The sequence below is a fragment of the Alteromonas sp. ABD4_190 genome (assembly GCF_056160105.1).
This window is the reverse complement of record NZ_JBSWWN010000001.1, coordinates 197543-212586: the sequence shown is the minus strand read 5'-3', so window position 1 is coordinate 212586 and position 15044 is coordinate 197543. Positions and strand designations below refer to the sequence as shown.

Genomic DNA, 15044 nt, shown 5'->3' with positions numbered 1-15044 from the left:
ACACGTGTCATCAATATACGATACCCAATATACGCACAAGCGAGGTTATCTATCATTTTTTTCGGTAATATTTGTCTATTCACGAAATTAAACGGTAGGCGATAAAGCGTTAGTTTAATGACTTAACAAACTTAGCCAGACGCGTTAATCCTTCGTTTAAGCGGTCCATACCCGTAGCGAAAGACAGCCTTACATAGTGGTCGGCATTGTGCTCGCCAAAATCATTGCCAGGCGTAAGTGCCACATGATGTTGTGAGAGCAGGGCGTCACAAAACTCAATAGCACTTAGCCCTGTGTGTTTAATATTGATGAAAGCGTAAAAAGCACCGTCTGGCTGGGCATCTAAACTAAGGCCGATTTTTTCAAGTGCATTAAAAACGAAAGAGGCCCGCTTTGTCAGGTTGATACGATTTTGTTCGCATTGCGCCAATGCCTCAGAAGTAAAACACGCAAGGGCGGCTTTTTGCGAAAGGGTGGAGGGGCAAATGAACAAGTTCTGTGCGAGCTTTTCAACGATGGGGGTCATCGCTTCAGGCACAACACACCAGCCGAGACGCCAGCCGGTCATGCCAAAATATTTAGAGAAGCTATTAATTACTACTACAGTGTCTTCCAGCTTATCATTAGCAAGTACGGTTCGAAGTAAGGCGTTCTTGTTGCTGGTTGACTGGTTAGCATCGTTATCAATAGAAAGCGAAAGATCCAAGTAAATCTCATCAACAATCAAGAAACCGCCGTTGGCTTTGCAGTATTCGCCAATTTTAATCAACTCGTCTATATCAATTGCTGTACCTGTCGGATTGGCCGGTGTGGCTATAAGCACGCCTTTTGTGTTTTGCTTCCAATTATCGGCAACACTTTCAGCGGTTAATTGAAAGTTATCCTCGCTACGTGTTGGCACCAGCGTTACCTCTGCGCCAAATGCGTTTAAAAAGCGTCGGTTACAGGGGTAAGACGGATCGCCCAATATCACGTTATCGCCGGGTTCAACCAAGGCAGCACTTGCCAAAAGTAAAGCACCAGACGCGCCGGCGGTTACGACCACGCGTGAAGGACTTACCTTTACGCCGTGTTTAGTTTCATAAAAGCGGGCTATGGCTTCTCGGAGCTCAGGCATACCTAGCGCAGACGTATAAGGATAATCTGGAATATTCAAGCTTTCTTTCATTGCCGTAAGTACAGGCTCGGGAGCGCCAAAATCAGGCTCACCAAGATTAAGACGAATAACATCTTTACCTTGCTTTTCTAGAGCCGTGGCCTTTTCACCATAGGCCATGGCAAGAAACGGAGAGATAGCGGTAGCACGAGAGGCAAACTTCAAAACAAAACCCTTATTAGTTGTGCCAGTTCAAACAGTACTGCAATTAGGGATCACTCTTGAGTAGGATTCAAGAAAATTCTTTGAATAGTATGTTTAACCTGTTGGCTTACATCGTTGCTAAGTAGTTAAACGTATAAATTTCTCAGCTAACTCATCTAACGTTTCTTTCTTGTTCGGGTCTGGTTTAACGACATCTATAGGGCACACTGCCACGCAGGTAGGGGCATCGTAATGCCCCACGCATTCGGTACAACGATTAGCATCTATTTCGTACACGTTATTTCCCATGCTAATTGCTGAATTAGGGCACTCAGGTTCGCACATATCGCAATTAATGCAGCTATCTAGAATAAGCAGTGCCATGAATTATACCTCGCTCATGCTCTGTTTTTTTACGGCACTATCCGGTTTGCGAAATGGGTTACGAGTATCAACGCCTTCATCCAGATTTCGTAGCAGTAGAGCAAAATCTAGGTCTACATCGCAAGGTAGAGGTATTCTAACTTGGTGCCCTGAACCTTTGGCATCGCTAATATAAAGATTTTTCTTATCCAGCATTTCATTAAGCGCAAAGGTAATGTTTCTGCTTGGTGTCATCAGTTCTAGCGAGTCCCCTACACAGAATTTGTTCTTAACATCTATAATCGCAAAACCAGTTTCGTCGCAGCGGCCTAGCACTTCACCAACAAATTGCTGTTTATCGCTGACAGAATGCCCGTATTCGTAGTTCTGATACGTTTGGTGTGAGTGACGACGCAGGAAACCTTCCGTATAACCTCGATGAGCCAAGGTTTCCAAGCTTCCCATTAACGAGTTGTCGAAGGGTTTACCTGCTACTGCGTCGTCAATGGCTTTGCGATAAACTTGCGCTGTTCGAGCGCAGTAGTAGTGTGATTTTGTGCGGCCTTCTATTTTTAAGCTATGCACGCCCATTTTGGTTAGACGGTCGACATGCTGAACGGCACGCAAGTCTTTTGAATTCATAATATAAGTGCCATGTTCGTCTTCAAAGGCAGGCATCAATTCGCCGGGCTTTTCTTTTTCCTCTAACATAAATGCATGAGTAGTTGGCGCGCCTTCACCAAGGGTGGGAATGACCGTTTGAGGTGCCGAAACGGCTTTATCAATTTCGGTGGCTTGAACGATATCACCGATTTCGTTTTCGCTTCCCGCCTTAACATCATAAGACCAACGACAAGCATTGGTACAAGTGCCTTGGTTAGGATCTCGTTTATTCATGTAGCCAGACAATAAACAGCGCCCGGAGTACGCCATGCAAAGCGCGCCATGAACAAACACTTCTAATTCCATGTCTGGCACTTGCTCGCGGATTGTTTCAATTTCCTCAAGTGAAAGTTCTCTCGATAAAATAACGCGCTCAATGCCTTGTTTCTGCCAAAACTTCACCGTGGCGTAGTTCACAGCATTGGCCTGAACACTTAAATGAATTGGCATGTGAGGGAATGCATCGCGCACCATCATAATTAGTCCGGGATCTGACATAATTAGCGCGTCAGGTTTCATAGCAATTACCGGCGCAATATCATTAAGGTAAGTGCCAAGCTTGCTGTTGTGAGGGGCAATATTACTCACCACGTAGAATTTCTTGCCTAGGGCATGCGCTTCTTCTATACCTATCGCTAAGTTTTCGAGGCTAAATTCGTTATTTCTCACGCGTAGCGAGTAGCGGGGTTGACCAGCATAAACAGCGTCTGCTCCATAGGCAAAAGCGTAACGCATATTGCGCAAGCTACCTGCCGGAGCAAGTAATTCTGGTGCGTTAAACGTTTGGTCGGAAAGTTTTAACGCTGAATCTTCACATTGAATTGAAGAACTGTTACGAGAAGAAGTGTTTGAAGTCATATATAAAAACCGCTACTAGACGCCTTTAACAAGGCGGCGGATTCTATAAGTACACCGTGAGGCCCTCAAGGCAAATCAGGCAAGGGGTTGATGGAGATCAAATTATTTCTGCATATTAGACTGAGCAGCAAGGCAATTGCACTAAGACAAATGTAGTGAGAACTTATAGCAAAATAATCAATCACCTTAATTGACGCACTAAAACGACGAATCACCATGGGCAAAAGCCGCCAGGTAGGGTAGGCTAGAAATTCACAATAATAAGGACTAACTGCATGCTGCAATTGAACATTTTTCATAAAGCGGCGCGACAAATAAAAGCCTCCGGCAAATCGGTTATTGCGATTACGGTATTGTTTGTTGTGTCTACGTCTTCAGCTTGGGCCGCGCTGCCAAGCATTGGTGAATTCACTAGCGATATGACCAAAAAAGACGGTCTAATTCCTGTTTACTATGACGATGAAAGTGACAAAGTGTATTTAGCGGTGCCAACAGGTAACGCCGAATATTTGTTTCAAAGCAGCTTGCCCTACGGTGTAGGCTCGAACGACATTGGCCTCGATCGCGGACAGCTTGGCGAAACCCGTTTGGTAAGCTTCGTAAAGTTTGGTAACAAGGTTTTATTAAAGCAGCATAACACCAAATATCGAGCGGCCCACGGCAGCGACGCTGAAAAGCAAAGCATTGATGAAGCGTTTGCTGATTCGGTTATTGCAGGTTTTATGCTGGTAGCGAAAAGCGATAACGCCAGCCTTATCGATTACACGCCTTTTTTATTAAGTGATATTCACGGTATCGGTAACCGCATGGCGCGCACCAATCAAGGTAGCTTTAGCGTAGATAAAATGCGAAGCGGGGTATACTTACCTAAAACCAAAGCCTTTGAAAAGAACACTGAGCTAGAAGCGTTAGTTACTTTTGCTGGCAAAAAGCCGGGTGAATACGTTCAGCAAGTTACCCCCGACCCAGAAAGCGTGTCGGTGCACTTACATCATTCCTTTGTGGCACTGCCTGACGACAACTATACGCCTAGGGAGTACCACCCATATTCAGGCTATTGGAAATTTAGCTATTTCGATTACTCAACACCTATTAGTGAACCTACTGAGCAGCGTTTTATTACCCGCCATCGCTTAAACAAGAAAACGCCCCATGCAGCAATGAGCGAAGCAGTGGAGCCAATTGTGTATTACCTAGATCCAGGTATCCCAGAGCCGGTGATGACCGCGCTTAAAGAGGGAGCAAGCTGGTGGAACCAAGCCTATGAAGCTGCAGGCTACAAAGACGCGTTTCAGGTAAAAGTATTGCCTGAAGGTGCCGACCCTATGGACGTGCGCTACAACGTTATTAACTGGGTACATCGCGCAACGCGGGGCTGGTCGTACGGTTCGTCGGTTGTCGACCCGCGTACGGGGGAAATTATCAAAGGTCACGTTACTTTAGGTTCGCTGCGTGTAAGGCAAGATTATTTAATTGCCCTTGGCCTAACCAGCCCATTTAAAGACGGCAACACCGACACCACTTTGCAGCAAGAAATGGCGCTGGATCGCATTAGGCAGCTTTCTGCTCACGAAGTAGGGCACACACTAGGCATAGCGCACAACTTTGCGGCAAGTGAAAATAACCGTGCGTCGGTAATGGATTATCCTCACCCTAAAATAAGCATTAAAAACGGCAAAATTAGCCTTGAAGGCGCGTATGACAAAGGCATAGGCGCATGGGATATTCACGCCGTAGCGTATGGCTATCAAGACTTTGCCAGCGACGTAGAAGAAGCCGAAGCTTTGGCAAAAATTATCGTTAAAGGTCGTAATGAAGGGTTAAGCTTTAAATCAGACCCAGATACCCGCAGTAGCCGTCATGCGTCAGCAAATGGTCATATGTGGGAAAACGGTAGTAACCCGCTAGATGCCTTCGATGAAATTTCACAAGTGCGCGAACTGGCGTTAGCCAATTTGGGTTTAGATACGTTGAGCCCAAACAGCAGCTTGTCATCGCTCGAAAATGCTTTAGTGCCCATTTACTTGTTACATCGCTATCAGCTAGAAGCCGTAGCAAAGCAAGTAGGCGGCTTAGTTTACGAATATGAACGCAAAGGCGATTACACCCAAACGCAAGGGCAGCAATTTGTCGCCCCCGCAGTGCAGCAGCGCGCTATGCAGCAGTTAATCACTGCTACTACGGCGGATTACCTTACTATACCTGAATCGGTACTCGCGCTTATTCCACCTACAGCCTACGGTGACGACATTACCCGCGAGCACTTTAAGGGTAAAATGGGATTAATGTTAGACCCAGTTTCTGCGGCCGCTTCGGCGTCAAATTTTGCGTTTGAGTTGTTATTGCACCCAGAGCGCTTGAATCGCCTAGAGTGGCAAGTAAAAAGCAGTAAAGATAGACGCAAAAAAGTGGGCGTTTCAATGCTGGTGAAGCAAATACTTAGCGTACACTGGTATAAAAATAAGTCGCAAAGTCCACTAGCAAAGCGCTTACAGTCAGTTTCATTAAATGCCGTGATGAAAGCGGTCACTAACGACAAGCTGGCGCCAGAAGTAAGAATGGAAGCTGAACTTGCTTTACTTGAATTTAGCGAGTGGCTAGATGATGAAGCTGACGACAATCAGTATGAGATACTAAAAGAGCAGTTCGATACTTACTGGTCCAGTAAAACGTGGCCAGGTAGCTTCGAAGTAGAACCACTACCGCCAGGTTCGCCTATTTAAGAGTAAGTAAAGGGGCAGTGTAGTGCAATCTTGATGAGTAGCTAGTGCCGCAGAGTAATACTGCGGCACGGCGTATTGTTATATCTATTGGGCTAGCTTTGCTACTGGCCCCTATGCCAACACGCAAATAATAGCGGACAAAATTGAGCAAGACATTAATCTTTCAAAAGTGATACTCATATTACGTCTATTTAGACCAAGTAATGAATCGTTACTTACTCGTACCAAAGAGCAGATAATCTGACACTACTTCATCATGCACGTAACCTGTATGAGCTTGCAGATAATTAACTACACCGTATTTGTATACACCAGGGACTGGAACTTTGTAGGTTTTTTGGGCAACTGAGATGGCAACATTGGCGTACTGGCCTTTTAATTCGCCAACACTGCTCTCATCTATTGGGTAAGACAAAAGATCATTAGGATCGCTAAACGCAATTACTCTCTTTTTTGGGTTAGCGTTTCTAGCATCAATAGTACCGTCATCTAAGATTGAGTGTAGTACGTCATAATCGCTAGCCATTTTCTCAGACAACGTTTTCGGAGCTTTGTTTACCAAATCTCCGGTATTTAATAGAGCGATTTGATTTGCCATCATATAAATCATATCGACTCTATTATCTAGAACATGACCACCATCCGCCTTCAGTTCACTGAGAACATCAATAAGGATCTTAGAGCCTAGACTAAAGGTGACAACAATGAGCTTTTCATTCTCATCAATCTGCTTTTTCAAATCTAAAACTTGGTTTCTAACCCTTTTTATTATCTGTTTTTTTGAGCTGCCCGTATACATGACTACGTCAACAATTCCATCATTAAGCAGCCTATCTTTCGCGAGTTTCGTCGTCTCGGTTCTATTTGAATTTAATACAGGGTCGTCATCAATATTCCTTAGTTTGATTTTGGCTTGAGACGTGATGTCCAACCACCACAATACATTGAATCTTAGAGTTTGACCCTTGTAGCTAAAGCTATCGAGAGAGTCATCAATGTAGGGACTTTTTATTTTAAGTGCTGAACGTAAATCTTTGATAACGCGCGAGTAGTCACTGATACCCCCGGTGGAAGAATATCCCCCCATTCCATGTATAAAAACTATTCGAATATCTTTGTTCGTCCCCTCAATTACGTCGACAATTCCATCAAATTCAATGTTTCCGCTGGGGCCAGCGTAAACTTCATTCACTTTATTTGTTTTAACGATACAGCCGGAGAGGGCGGAGACTGTGAGCAGTAAGATAATATAGTTTTTCATATTAGAGTCCTTTTGATTTGTTATCACAAAGAACTCTTTATTCAGTGGCACTGAAAATCGGCAAAAAGACGTCATCCTTGTATATTCGAAAATAGAACAGAAAATGTTCAATTACAACACTAGTAGCTAACCGAGACTGCTTTTACAAAAAATTCAATCTAGAGAATAACGCCATTTACATATTTACCGTAGACCCAGCCTCTGTGGGAAAAGCCTACTATGACTTCTAACCTAAAATGTCCGCTTTCTTTAAAACACTATGAACTAAAATTGATTAAAAAAATTGGGTATGGGACCTAGAGCTTTAAACTTCTGAGGATGGTTTTGATGTATTCAATCATCATGGAACACGTCCCTCAACTGGACGCCAATCATCTCAACGAAGCACGACGATTTGTGACTCTTGTCGACGCGTGTTATGAATCCCGTACCCCCTTGGTGCTGGCGGCACAAGTCCCGCTCGACGAATTGATCGTCAATGGCAAGGGAGGAAACTCGAGTTCCTTTGCGACTACTATGATCCGCACCAAAGAAGGGAAATATTATGAGTGGTCGGCGACGGGGCGAGTTGGCGTGTCACTGGCACAATTTTCGTCTGCCAATGATCTTGCTTTTTCCTTTCGACGAGCCGCGTCTCGGTTGGTAGAAATGGGAGGAAAGGGATGGAGACGGCAATAACCTCTTACGATAAGGTGCTCCACCAACTAAAAAGTACCTCTTATTAGTTACAGAGCCAAGAGTTGCGCTTGCAGTGCTGTTTTTGTCCATTGGTTTACAAGCTTTTCGAAAGTATTTTTAATGCCCCATCTCGTTTTTCACTTTGTTTTCTAATTTATTTAAGAAGTCAAAAACTCGAGCGCTGGCTTCTTCCATTTTGTTTAGGTGTGTGATTAACGTTGCTCCATCCCCGTTTTCATGTGCATTTAGAGCCGCAATGCCTGACTGATGGACTAATGCATGGGGCCCCTCTAAATGTGAATACTCCGCGTAATGACTGTAATGTTTCTTACCATCTCCTTCATAATACCACTTACCCAATCGACACTGGTGATGGTCTGCAAAATCATCTTTTGTCTTTTCACTTTCTCCCCGGATAGTTCGATACACTTCAACCTTCCAAACCAAATGATCTAATTTAACGGTCTGGATAAAAGTACTGACGCTAGAAAGAGAAATAACATTAGCCATGTCTTCAGCAATATGGGCAACGTTGTCAAGGGATGCGCTTATTTGCGATGCAGAACTAGCTACTTGCAAGGTTTGTTGTGTACTTTCCTTGATTTGATGATAAGTACTGTCTGTCCTTTCAGAAGCCTTTACCGTCAAATCTGAAATTTTAGACGATGCTTCAGACGAACGACTAGCAAGCGTTCTAACTTCATCCGCGACTACAGCAAAACCTCGCCCTTGCTCCCCAGCTCTAGCTGCCTCAATGGCTGCGTTTAACGCTAGAAGGTTTGTTTGTTCTGAGATACTTTGTATTTGCCCAATAAATGACTCAATATCTTTACTGGATTGTGCAAGCGACTCAATTGAACTATTGATAGCGTCTGAATTTCCCGTCATTGCATTCAGCACTTCAACACAGTTTGAAAGGGCTGTACTAGTGCCACTAATATCTTCAAGCACATTGTCTAAACGAATTTTTTCTGCGTGCAGTTGAGTCGCAGAATGAGCCACGTCATGCCTCACTAAATCCAATGAATCAAGCGAGTGAAAAAAGTTTTTTACAATGGTTCGTTCGACATTAACTTTTCTGGCGAGTTCTTCAGCTTCTTCATAAGACTGGTGTAAACGAGACTCCATTTGCAAGAGCTGCCCTTGCAGCCTTTCGTTTTCCTTTTTGAGATTCTCCATCTCAGTGTTTGAATTCGTCGCTACAGGCTGTTTATTAAACCACATTAGTTTGCGTCCTTGGCATCGTTTAGGATTCTGTGCAATGTTGTTTAGCTTAGACTAATTAATTTAAAACAGTCAAAAATGATTAAAGTGTTAGTCGCTAATTAGAAATATCCTTTATTGGATGAAAGTATTCAACGCGAGCTAAATATCGCTTCGCCTACCTCGCCTGCAAATATATTTGCAAAAAATTCATTTTGGAATGCTTTCAACAGTTCGGCGCTGTTTTTTACTTACTAACACCACCAACTAAGATGATCAGTTTTGTTCTGATGAGACAGTCTGTCAGGTTTATAATCGAAGGCTGGTGTTTTTGTATTTTGGCGTTCGTCGCCTCTAAAATTATTTCTTCGAAACGCGTGTGTGATCTCAACGCGAACTATCAGGTTTTTGTTACCTTTCTAGTTATATGCGTTGAGTAAACGTTTTTACTGGCACATAAAAACCTACAACTCCTGATAATTCGTAAACACCTTGTAAAGCTGCGTTCCACTTAATACAGAAGCAGAAGGGAAGTGCAGGATGGGAATTAAATCGCAAGGGGCTTCTAGGGTCCTGCTGCCGTTGTCGGTATCTAGATCGTCGATATTTAAAATCTGCGCTAGCGGTTCGCCTTTTTTCACGGTTTGGCCGGGTTTTGCCATGTATTCCACCATGCCGCCCCAGTTAGTAAATAGGGTTTTGTAGTCTTTTAAATATACACCTAAACGCTGCATTGCTTTCGGTTTAATATCGCATTCGTGCAGCACGCCTTTGGCGTTTAGGTAGCTAAGAATGCTAGTGGCATCTATGTTACCTTCGTTAAAGTCGATAACTTCTTGGCTACCCATTTCAAGTGTGAAAGCCTCAACATTAAAGCTAATCTCGCGCTCTAAATTGCTTTTTATACTTTCTTGCAGTGTCCACCACGGGCAAAATGTCGCTTCGTCTAGTGCACCTGCAAATACGTTAGGTATAAAAATACAGTGGGGAATGTTAAACAGCCTGGCGCTGTCTTTGGCGTATTCAGGTATATAAACGTGTCGGGTAGACACAGGACCATTGTGGAGATCCAATACAAAATCGGCGTTTACAGCCATTTGCTGTAGCTTCAGGTTTAGCTGCTGTGCTAGTCCTAAGCCCCACGGTTCAGCCAGTTTGTTGTCGATAGCGTTAGATAAGTGAGCACGAAAACGTTGTTTTATGCCTTCAATAGACTCTTCGCGGGTGACGGTTTTGGCGAAATGTTCAACTGCATCTTTATCGAAGAAATAACCGCGGTTCCAGTTTGTGCCGTTCACAGGGTCGAACCGGCCTAATGTGTACTCACCAGCTTTAATGTTAGTACCAATGGGATTACAGTTGGGCACTAGGATAATTTCGCCGCAAATATCCATGTTTTTCAAGCGCTGAATAAGATGATAGATAACTACATTACCTTGCACTTCAGCACCGTGAATAGAGCTTTGAATATACACGGTGGGGCCAGGGCGCGCGCCCTTCATTCGATAAATTGGCACGTTCATATTACGTCCAGACGCGTTTTGCGCCACTACCATGTGTTTTTTTACTACTTGGGTTGTCATTTAAATCAACCTATTTTCTGTCTATTTTTCTAACGAAAACGCGGCAATCATATTGATAGGAGTATTTGTAACGACCCAAGCTTTTTCAGATGATTGCTCAAAATACATAAATCGTAACATTTTGATGATTGTTCAGTGAAACTATTTCCAAATAGCGCCGTCTCAAAAACTATCTATTTTCAGAATGAAACTGTAATGAAACTAACAAAAATAATTCCTTTAACTATACTGCTGGTTTTGGCTTCTGGGTGTACGTCGAAGCAGTTGTATAACGCAGCGCAACAAAACCGGTTACAAAACTGCAGCGAATTGCAGGGAGCGCAACGAGATGAGTGCGAAGCACGGTATCAAAAAGATTATGAAACGTACGAACGTGAACGCCAAGAAGTCTTAAACGATAAAAAGTGATTTTGCGAATGTTAAAGGGCAGGTCTCTATACCGTAATGGATAGCAACGATTACGTTTAATAGTTACCTGCCATCTTAAATTTTATGGTTTCTTTAATTGCGTTCAGCAAGCACATAGCTCGCAGTCTACGCCTTTAGGTAGCTTCCAATTTCGCCACTCGTGCGACAGTGCATCAAACGTCATTAACGAGTTTTTAGGGATGTTATCGAAATCCATCAATACTTGCATAGCTAGCATGGCTTGGTAAGTACCAACAATGTTTACTACAGGCGAAAATATACCTGCCTCAACACAGCTTAAATCAGGCGATTCAAAAAGCGTCCGCAAGCATGCATAGCAACGGCTCTCACCGGGTATAGCTACGAAAAGTTGGCCTTCAAAGCGAATGGCCGCGCCCGACACCAGTGGAGTATTTAATTTAAAACACAATACGTTGATTAAATCCCGCGAATCGATGTTGTCAGTGCAATCAAGCACAACGTCTGCACGCTCTATGGCCTGTTTTAACGCTGGTGACAGCTGGCTAATGCCGGGCGATGAAAACTGTTGTGCGATAACGGTAATGTCGCAGTCGCTGTTTATTGCAGTAAGCCGCGCTTTAGCCGCTTCTACTTTACTTATTCCTACATCTTGCTCGCTAAACAAGGTTTGCCTTGGAAGGTTAGTGGCCTCGACTGTGTCGTGGTCGATAAGTGTAAGAGAGCCCACGCCACTGGCGCAAAGGTTAGTGGCGGCCGCGGTGCCAAGCCCGCCAATACCAATGATACAAATATTGGCGTTTAGCAGCGCTTCTTGACCGTCTAGGTCCACTTTGGGAAGCACAATGTGGCGGTTATAACGCATAGCCTGCTGATTAGTTAGGCTTTTAGACATAGTTTATGCCAACTTAGTTGTTGAATTCATGACATGCACCCTTATAAAGTGATTACCAAATAGTATTTTGGCTGGTACTTTATCAAAAACCGCCAAAATGTCGCATATCAAATTAGGATTTCATATGTCAGTTGTCAGCCAACCCCTTAATATTGCCGTTCTTACTATTTCAGATACGCGCACCCTCGAAAACGACAAGTCGGGAGATTACCTGAAAGAGGCGCTTACCTCGGTTGGCCATAACCTTTACGATCGCGATTTGGTGAAAGACGATATTTATCAGCAGCGTGCCGTGGTGTCGAAGTGGATTGCTGATAGAAACATTCACGCGGTATTAATTACCGGTGGTACAGGTTTTACCCACCGTGACACAACGCCAGAGGCCATTAGCGTATTGTTCGACAAAGAAGTGGACGGCTTTGGCGAGCTATTCCGTCAAATTAGCTATGAAGAGATTGGTACGTCAACTATTCAGTCTCGCGCAATAGCGGGCTTCGCCAATAATACGGTTATTTTCTGCCTGCCAGGCTCAACAGGCGCGTGTCGAACAGCGTGGGAAAAAATTATTTCTAGCCAGCTTGATGCCGACTTCAGACCGTGTAACTTCGTAAAGCATTTGGTGGAAGCATGAGTACGTTTAGCCATCTAAATGCTGGCGGCGAAGCCAATATGGTAGATGTTAGCAACAAAGATGTTACCAAGCGAGAAGCCACAGCAGAAGGCTTCTTGTACGTAAGCGAAGACGTCATTCGCCAAATTTCTGAAGCAAAAATTGCAAAAGGGGATGTCTTCGCCGTTGCCCGAGTAGCGGGTATCCAAGGGGCGAAACGCTGCGCCGATCTTATTCCTCTTTGTCACCCATTGGCACTGTCAAAGGTTGATATTAATTTTGACATTCAGGCCGACCAAAACCGAATTAAAGCCACTTGCTATTGCAAGCTAAGCGGTAAAACCGGCGTTGAAATGGAAGCGCTCACTGGTGTAAATGTGGCGCTGTTAACCTTGTTTGATATGTGCAAAGCCATCGACCCTGGCATGCATATGGAAGAGGTACGGGTACTGGAGAAAAAAGGCGGTAAGACTGGCCATTGGCAGTCTGCTAACTAGTGGGCAAGAAGAAAGGTGCACTTTAAAAATAACGAGCATAACGTGTTCGCGCGCTCATTAGACAAGGTGTTTTAGAATTAACGTCGTTCAGAAAATTAAGATAAACCAGTCAGCACACGCGAACAATGCGTCGTTAAGAATTTATAAAAAAGGCAGAACATGCATATAACGCTTAAAACATTTGCACAAACCCGAGAGATTACGGGCGAAGACAATATTACGCTTAATTTAAGCGACAACAGCACCATTGAAGCCGTGTTATCGCAGCTTAAAGCTCGTAGCGACAAATGGGCGTTAGCATTAGAGGGCAGTGTGCTGACTGCCCGAAACCAAGAACTTTGTGATACTGAAACTGTACTTAGCGACGGTGACGAACTTGCGCTCTTTCCTCCTGTGACTGGGGGATAGCTATGTTCGCGCTAGTTCAAGTTGAAGACTTCGACCAAGGTGAGCTGTACGAAAGGCTAAAACAGTCGGCAGACGAGAAGGCCTGCGGTAACACCGGCGCTATTGTTACTTTTACTGGACTGGTGAGAGATTTTAATAACGCTGGCGACATAGACGGCATCGAATTAGAGCACTACCCGGGCATGACTGAAAAAGCATTAATGCTGCTGGTTGAACAAGCTATTGATCGTTTTTCACTTAACAGTGCTGGCGCGCTGCACAGAGTAGGGCGTATATATAATAATGATCAAATTGTATGGGTAGGTGCTGCGGCCCCCCATCGCCAAGCGGCGTTTGATGCTGCAAGCTATTTAATGGATATGCTTAAACAGTCTGTGCCCCTATGGAAGAAAGAGTTCAAGGGCGATAGATCTGAATGGGTTGCGGCAAAAGCATCTGACGATAAAGCTGCACTCAAGTGGATGCATAAAAAGTAATGGCTCTTTCTTTCGCAACGGGACATGCAAGCTTTTACAAGTCTTTTATGTTCCTTTTGACTAGCCTTAGTTTGTTTACAGGAGCCATGGCTTTTACGAGCTTTGCAGCGCAAGCGGACAGTCTTGAAGCAACGCATGCGCCTGTAAGTGAAAGCAGCGGTATTAATTCCGGTGAACAGAGCTATCCTGACGCGTTTGAGCGGGATGAAAAGATAAACGTGGCTGTAGCTGCAAACTTTGCAAAACCGCTTAGAAACATCGCAAAGCAGTTCACCCTGCTCACAGGCATAGATGTAGCGGTAACCGTGTCTTCTAGCGGTACCTTGTATGCGCAAATTCAACATGGTGCGACGTTCGATGTGTTTTTATCGGCAGATCGCGCTAGGCCACAAGCCTTGGCGGAGAATAACCTAGTACACAAAAGCAATGTGATGGATTATGCGAAAGGCAAGCTGGCGTTTGTTTATTCTGGCGACTTGTCTGATGCACAAAGCTGCGAGCATGTTGCTGGAGAGACAAAAGAACAAAGAAATGTTCAGCGTGCTGACTGTTTGTCTAAGCAGCTTATTAAATTAATCGGAAATCCACAAAACAAGTTGGCTATTGCTAATCCAAAACTTGCGCCCTATGGCACTGCTGCACAGCAAACGTTGCAGAATTTATCCCTATGGCAATCATTTTTGCCACACAGAGTAATGGGCAAAAACGTCCTACAAACCCTTCAGTTTTATATCACAGGTAGTGTTAAAGGAGCCTTTGTCGCGTATTCGCTCGCTCTCGATTTACCTTCTAATTTTGCGAGTACCGTTGATGTAAATAATGTCGCCCCCACGACGGTCATTAGTCCTGTGCCAGAAATCTTGTACCAACCCATCATTCAGACGTTAGTGGTTAACAGCAAAACAGCAGCAGTCCTCACGCCGAATCTGTTCGATGTGATAGCGATTGGTGAACCACATGTTTTAGAAGAGCCTGGCGAGGAAAATAAACATCAAGCTTCTAAGCAGTTCAATTTAAGCGACGCTAATGGCGTTTCATCTGCTAGCCTGTTTGTGCAATATTTGATGTCGCAAGGGGTTCAGCACAGCTTAATTGAATGGGGATATGAGCCAGTGAATACACTTGGTGTTGGTCAATAG

The 15044-nt window shown here is 44.2% G+C and carries 14 protein-coding genes; 7 read left to right on the top strand and 7 right to left on the bottom strand.

All coding sequences use genetic code 11. The features are described from left to right. Positions 1 to 109 precede the first annotated feature (109 nt). From ACXAFM_RS01040 to trhP, 3 genes are all read right to left on the bottom strand, one after another. Complete coding sequence (locus ACXAFM_RS01040) at positions 110 to 1321, bottom strand: aminotransferase class I/II-fold pyridoxal phosphate-dependent enzyme (RefSeq protein ID WP_474832836.1); 1212 nt, start codon at positions 1319 to 1321, stop codon at positions 110 to 112. A 117-nt stretch (positions 1322 to 1438) separates the two neighbouring features. After that, positions 1439 to 1684: a YfhL family 4Fe-4S dicluster ferredoxin gene (locus tag ACXAFM_RS01035; protein ID WP_120959039.1), complete on the bottom strand. Its 246-nt coding sequence runs from the start codon at positions 1682 to 1684 to the stop codon at positions 1439 to 1441. A 3-nt stretch (positions 1685 to 1687) separates the two neighbouring features. Beyond that, complete coding sequence (gene trhP / locus ACXAFM_RS01030; RefSeq protein WP_474832833.1) at positions 1688 to 3184, bottom strand: prephenate-dependent tRNA uridine(34) hydroxylase TrhP; 1497 nt, start codon at positions 3182 to 3184, stop codon at positions 1688 to 1690. Between the two features lie 275 nt (positions 3185 to 3459). Between trhP and ACXAFM_RS01025 the strand changes: the two genes are divergently transcribed. Then, positions 3460 to 5907, top strand: a complete 2448-nt coding sequence (locus tag ACXAFM_RS01025; RefSeq protein WP_474832831.1) for a zinc-dependent metalloprotease — start codon at positions 3460 to 3462, stop codon at positions 5905 to 5907. Positions 5908 to 6118: 211 nt separating this feature from the next. Here the strand turns inward: ACXAFM_RS01025 and ACXAFM_RS01020 are convergent, their stop codons facing one another. Next, a complete protein-coding gene (locus ACXAFM_RS01020; RefSeq protein ID WP_474832830.1) occupies positions 6119 to 7168 on the bottom strand; it encodes a hypothetical protein in 1050 nt (349 codons plus the stop codon). A gap of 327 nt (positions 7169 to 7495) precedes the next feature. On the opposite strand from ACXAFM_RS01020, the gene zapE reads away from it, so the two are divergent. After that, positions 7496 to 7846 (top strand): AFG1/ZapE family ATPase, encoded by a 351-nt coding sequence (zapE, locus tag ACXAFM_RS01015; protein WP_474832828.1) that lies wholly within the window; start codon positions 7496 to 7498, stop codon positions 7844 to 7846. A 117-nt stretch (positions 7847 to 7963) separates the two neighbouring features. Here zapE and ACXAFM_RS01010 read toward each other — a convergent pair whose 3' ends face one another. From ACXAFM_RS01010 to ACXAFM_RS01000, 3 genes are all read right to left on the bottom strand, one after another. Continuing rightward, positions 7964 to 9070: a methyl-accepting chemotaxis protein gene (locus ACXAFM_RS01010; protein ID WP_474826109.1), complete on the bottom strand. Its 1107-nt coding sequence runs from the start codon at positions 9068 to 9070 to the stop codon at positions 7964 to 7966. A gap of 443 nt (positions 9071 to 9513) precedes the next feature. Next, complete coding sequence (locus ACXAFM_RS01005; protein WP_474832826.1) at positions 9514 to 10632, bottom strand: peptidase M14; 1119 nt, start codon at positions 10630 to 10632, stop codon at positions 9514 to 9516. 511 nt (positions 10633 to 11143) lie between these two features. After that, positions 11144 to 11914, bottom strand: coding sequence for a HesA/MoeB/ThiF family protein (locus ACXAFM_RS01000; protein ID WP_474832823.1), 771 nt, complete (start codon positions 11912 to 11914; stop codon positions 11144 to 11146). Between the two features lie 124 nt (positions 11915 to 12038). Between ACXAFM_RS01000 and moaB the strand changes: the two genes are divergently transcribed. From moaB to modA, 5 genes are all read left to right on the top strand, one after another. Further along, a complete protein-coding gene (gene moaB / locus ACXAFM_RS00995; protein WP_474832820.1) occupies positions 12039 to 12545 on the top strand; it encodes a molybdenum cofactor biosynthesis protein B in 507 nt (168 codons plus the stop codon). Further along, positions 12542 to 13021, top strand: a complete 480-nt coding sequence (moaC, locus tag ACXAFM_RS00990; protein WP_474832817.1) for a cyclic pyranopterin monophosphate synthase MoaC — start codon at positions 12542 to 12544, stop codon at positions 13019 to 13021. Before moaB ends, moaC begins: the two co-directional genes overlap by 4 nt. Before the next feature lie 159 nt (positions 13022 to 13180). Beyond that, positions 13181 to 13429, top strand: coding sequence for a MoaD/ThiS family protein (locus ACXAFM_RS00985; protein ID WP_474832814.1), 249 nt, complete (start codon positions 13181 to 13183; stop codon positions 13427 to 13429). A gap of 2 nt (positions 13430 to 13431) precedes the next feature. Next, complete coding sequence (locus tag ACXAFM_RS00980; RefSeq protein ID WP_474832812.1) at positions 13432 to 13905, top strand: molybdenum cofactor biosynthesis protein MoaE; 474 nt, start codon at positions 13432 to 13434, stop codon at positions 13903 to 13905. After that, positions 13905 to 15044: a molybdate ABC transporter substrate-binding protein gene (modA, locus tag ACXAFM_RS00975; protein WP_474832810.1), complete on the top strand. Its 1140-nt coding sequence runs from the start codon at positions 13905 to 13907 to the stop codon at positions 15042 to 15044. The genes ACXAFM_RS00980 and modA overlap by 1 nt, the downstream gene beginning before the upstream one ends.

Bases quoted from the DNA above. Each gene is read 5' to 3' on its own strand.
- ACXAFM_RS01035 (WP_120959039.1), bottom strand. From the start codon at position 1,684: ATGGCACTGCTTATTCTAGATAGCTGCATTAATTGCGATATGTGCGAA.
- trhP (WP_474832833.1), bottom strand. From the start codon at position 3,184: ATGACTTCAAACACTTCTTCTCGTAACAGTTCTTCAATTCAATGTGAA.
- ACXAFM_RS01025 (WP_474832831.1), top strand. From the start codon at position 3,460: ATGCTGCAATTGAACATTTTTCATAAAGCGGCGCGACAAATAAAAGCC.
- ACXAFM_RS01020 (WP_474832830.1), bottom strand. From the start codon at position 7,168: ATGAAAAACTATATTATCTTACTGCTCACAGTCTCCGCCCTCTCCGGC.
- zapE (WP_474832828.1), top strand. From the start codon at position 7,496: ATGTATTCAATCATCATGGAACACGTCCCTCAACTGGACGCCAATCAT.
- ACXAFM_RS01010 (WP_474826109.1), bottom strand. From the start codon at position 9,070: ATGTGGTTTAATAAACAGCCTGTAGCGACGAATTCAAACACTGAGATG.
- ACXAFM_RS01005 (WP_474832826.1), bottom strand. From the start codon at position 10,632: ATGACAACCCAAGTAGTAAAAAAACACATGGTAGTGGCGCAAAACGCG.
- ACXAFM_RS01000 (WP_474832823.1), bottom strand. From the start codon at position 11,914: ATGTCTAAAAGCCTAACTAATCAGCAGGCTATGCGTTATAACCGCCAC.
- moaB (WP_474832820.1), top strand. From the start codon at position 12,039: ATGTCAGTTGTCAGCCAACCCCTTAATATTGCCGTTCTTACTATTTCA.
- moaC (WP_474832817.1), top strand. From the start codon at position 12,542: ATGAGTACGTTTAGCCATCTAAATGCTGGCGGCGAAGCCAATATGGTA.
- ACXAFM_RS00985 (WP_474832814.1), top strand. From the start codon at position 13,181: ATGCATATAACGCTTAAAACATTTGCACAAACCCGAGAGATTACGGGC.
- ACXAFM_RS00980 (WP_474832812.1), top strand. From the start codon at position 13,432: ATGTTCGCGCTAGTTCAAGTTGAAGACTTCGACCAAGGTGAGCTGTAC.
- modA (WP_474832810.1), top strand. From the start codon at position 13,905: ATGGCTCTTTCTTTCGCAACGGGACATGCAAGCTTTTACAAGTCTTTT.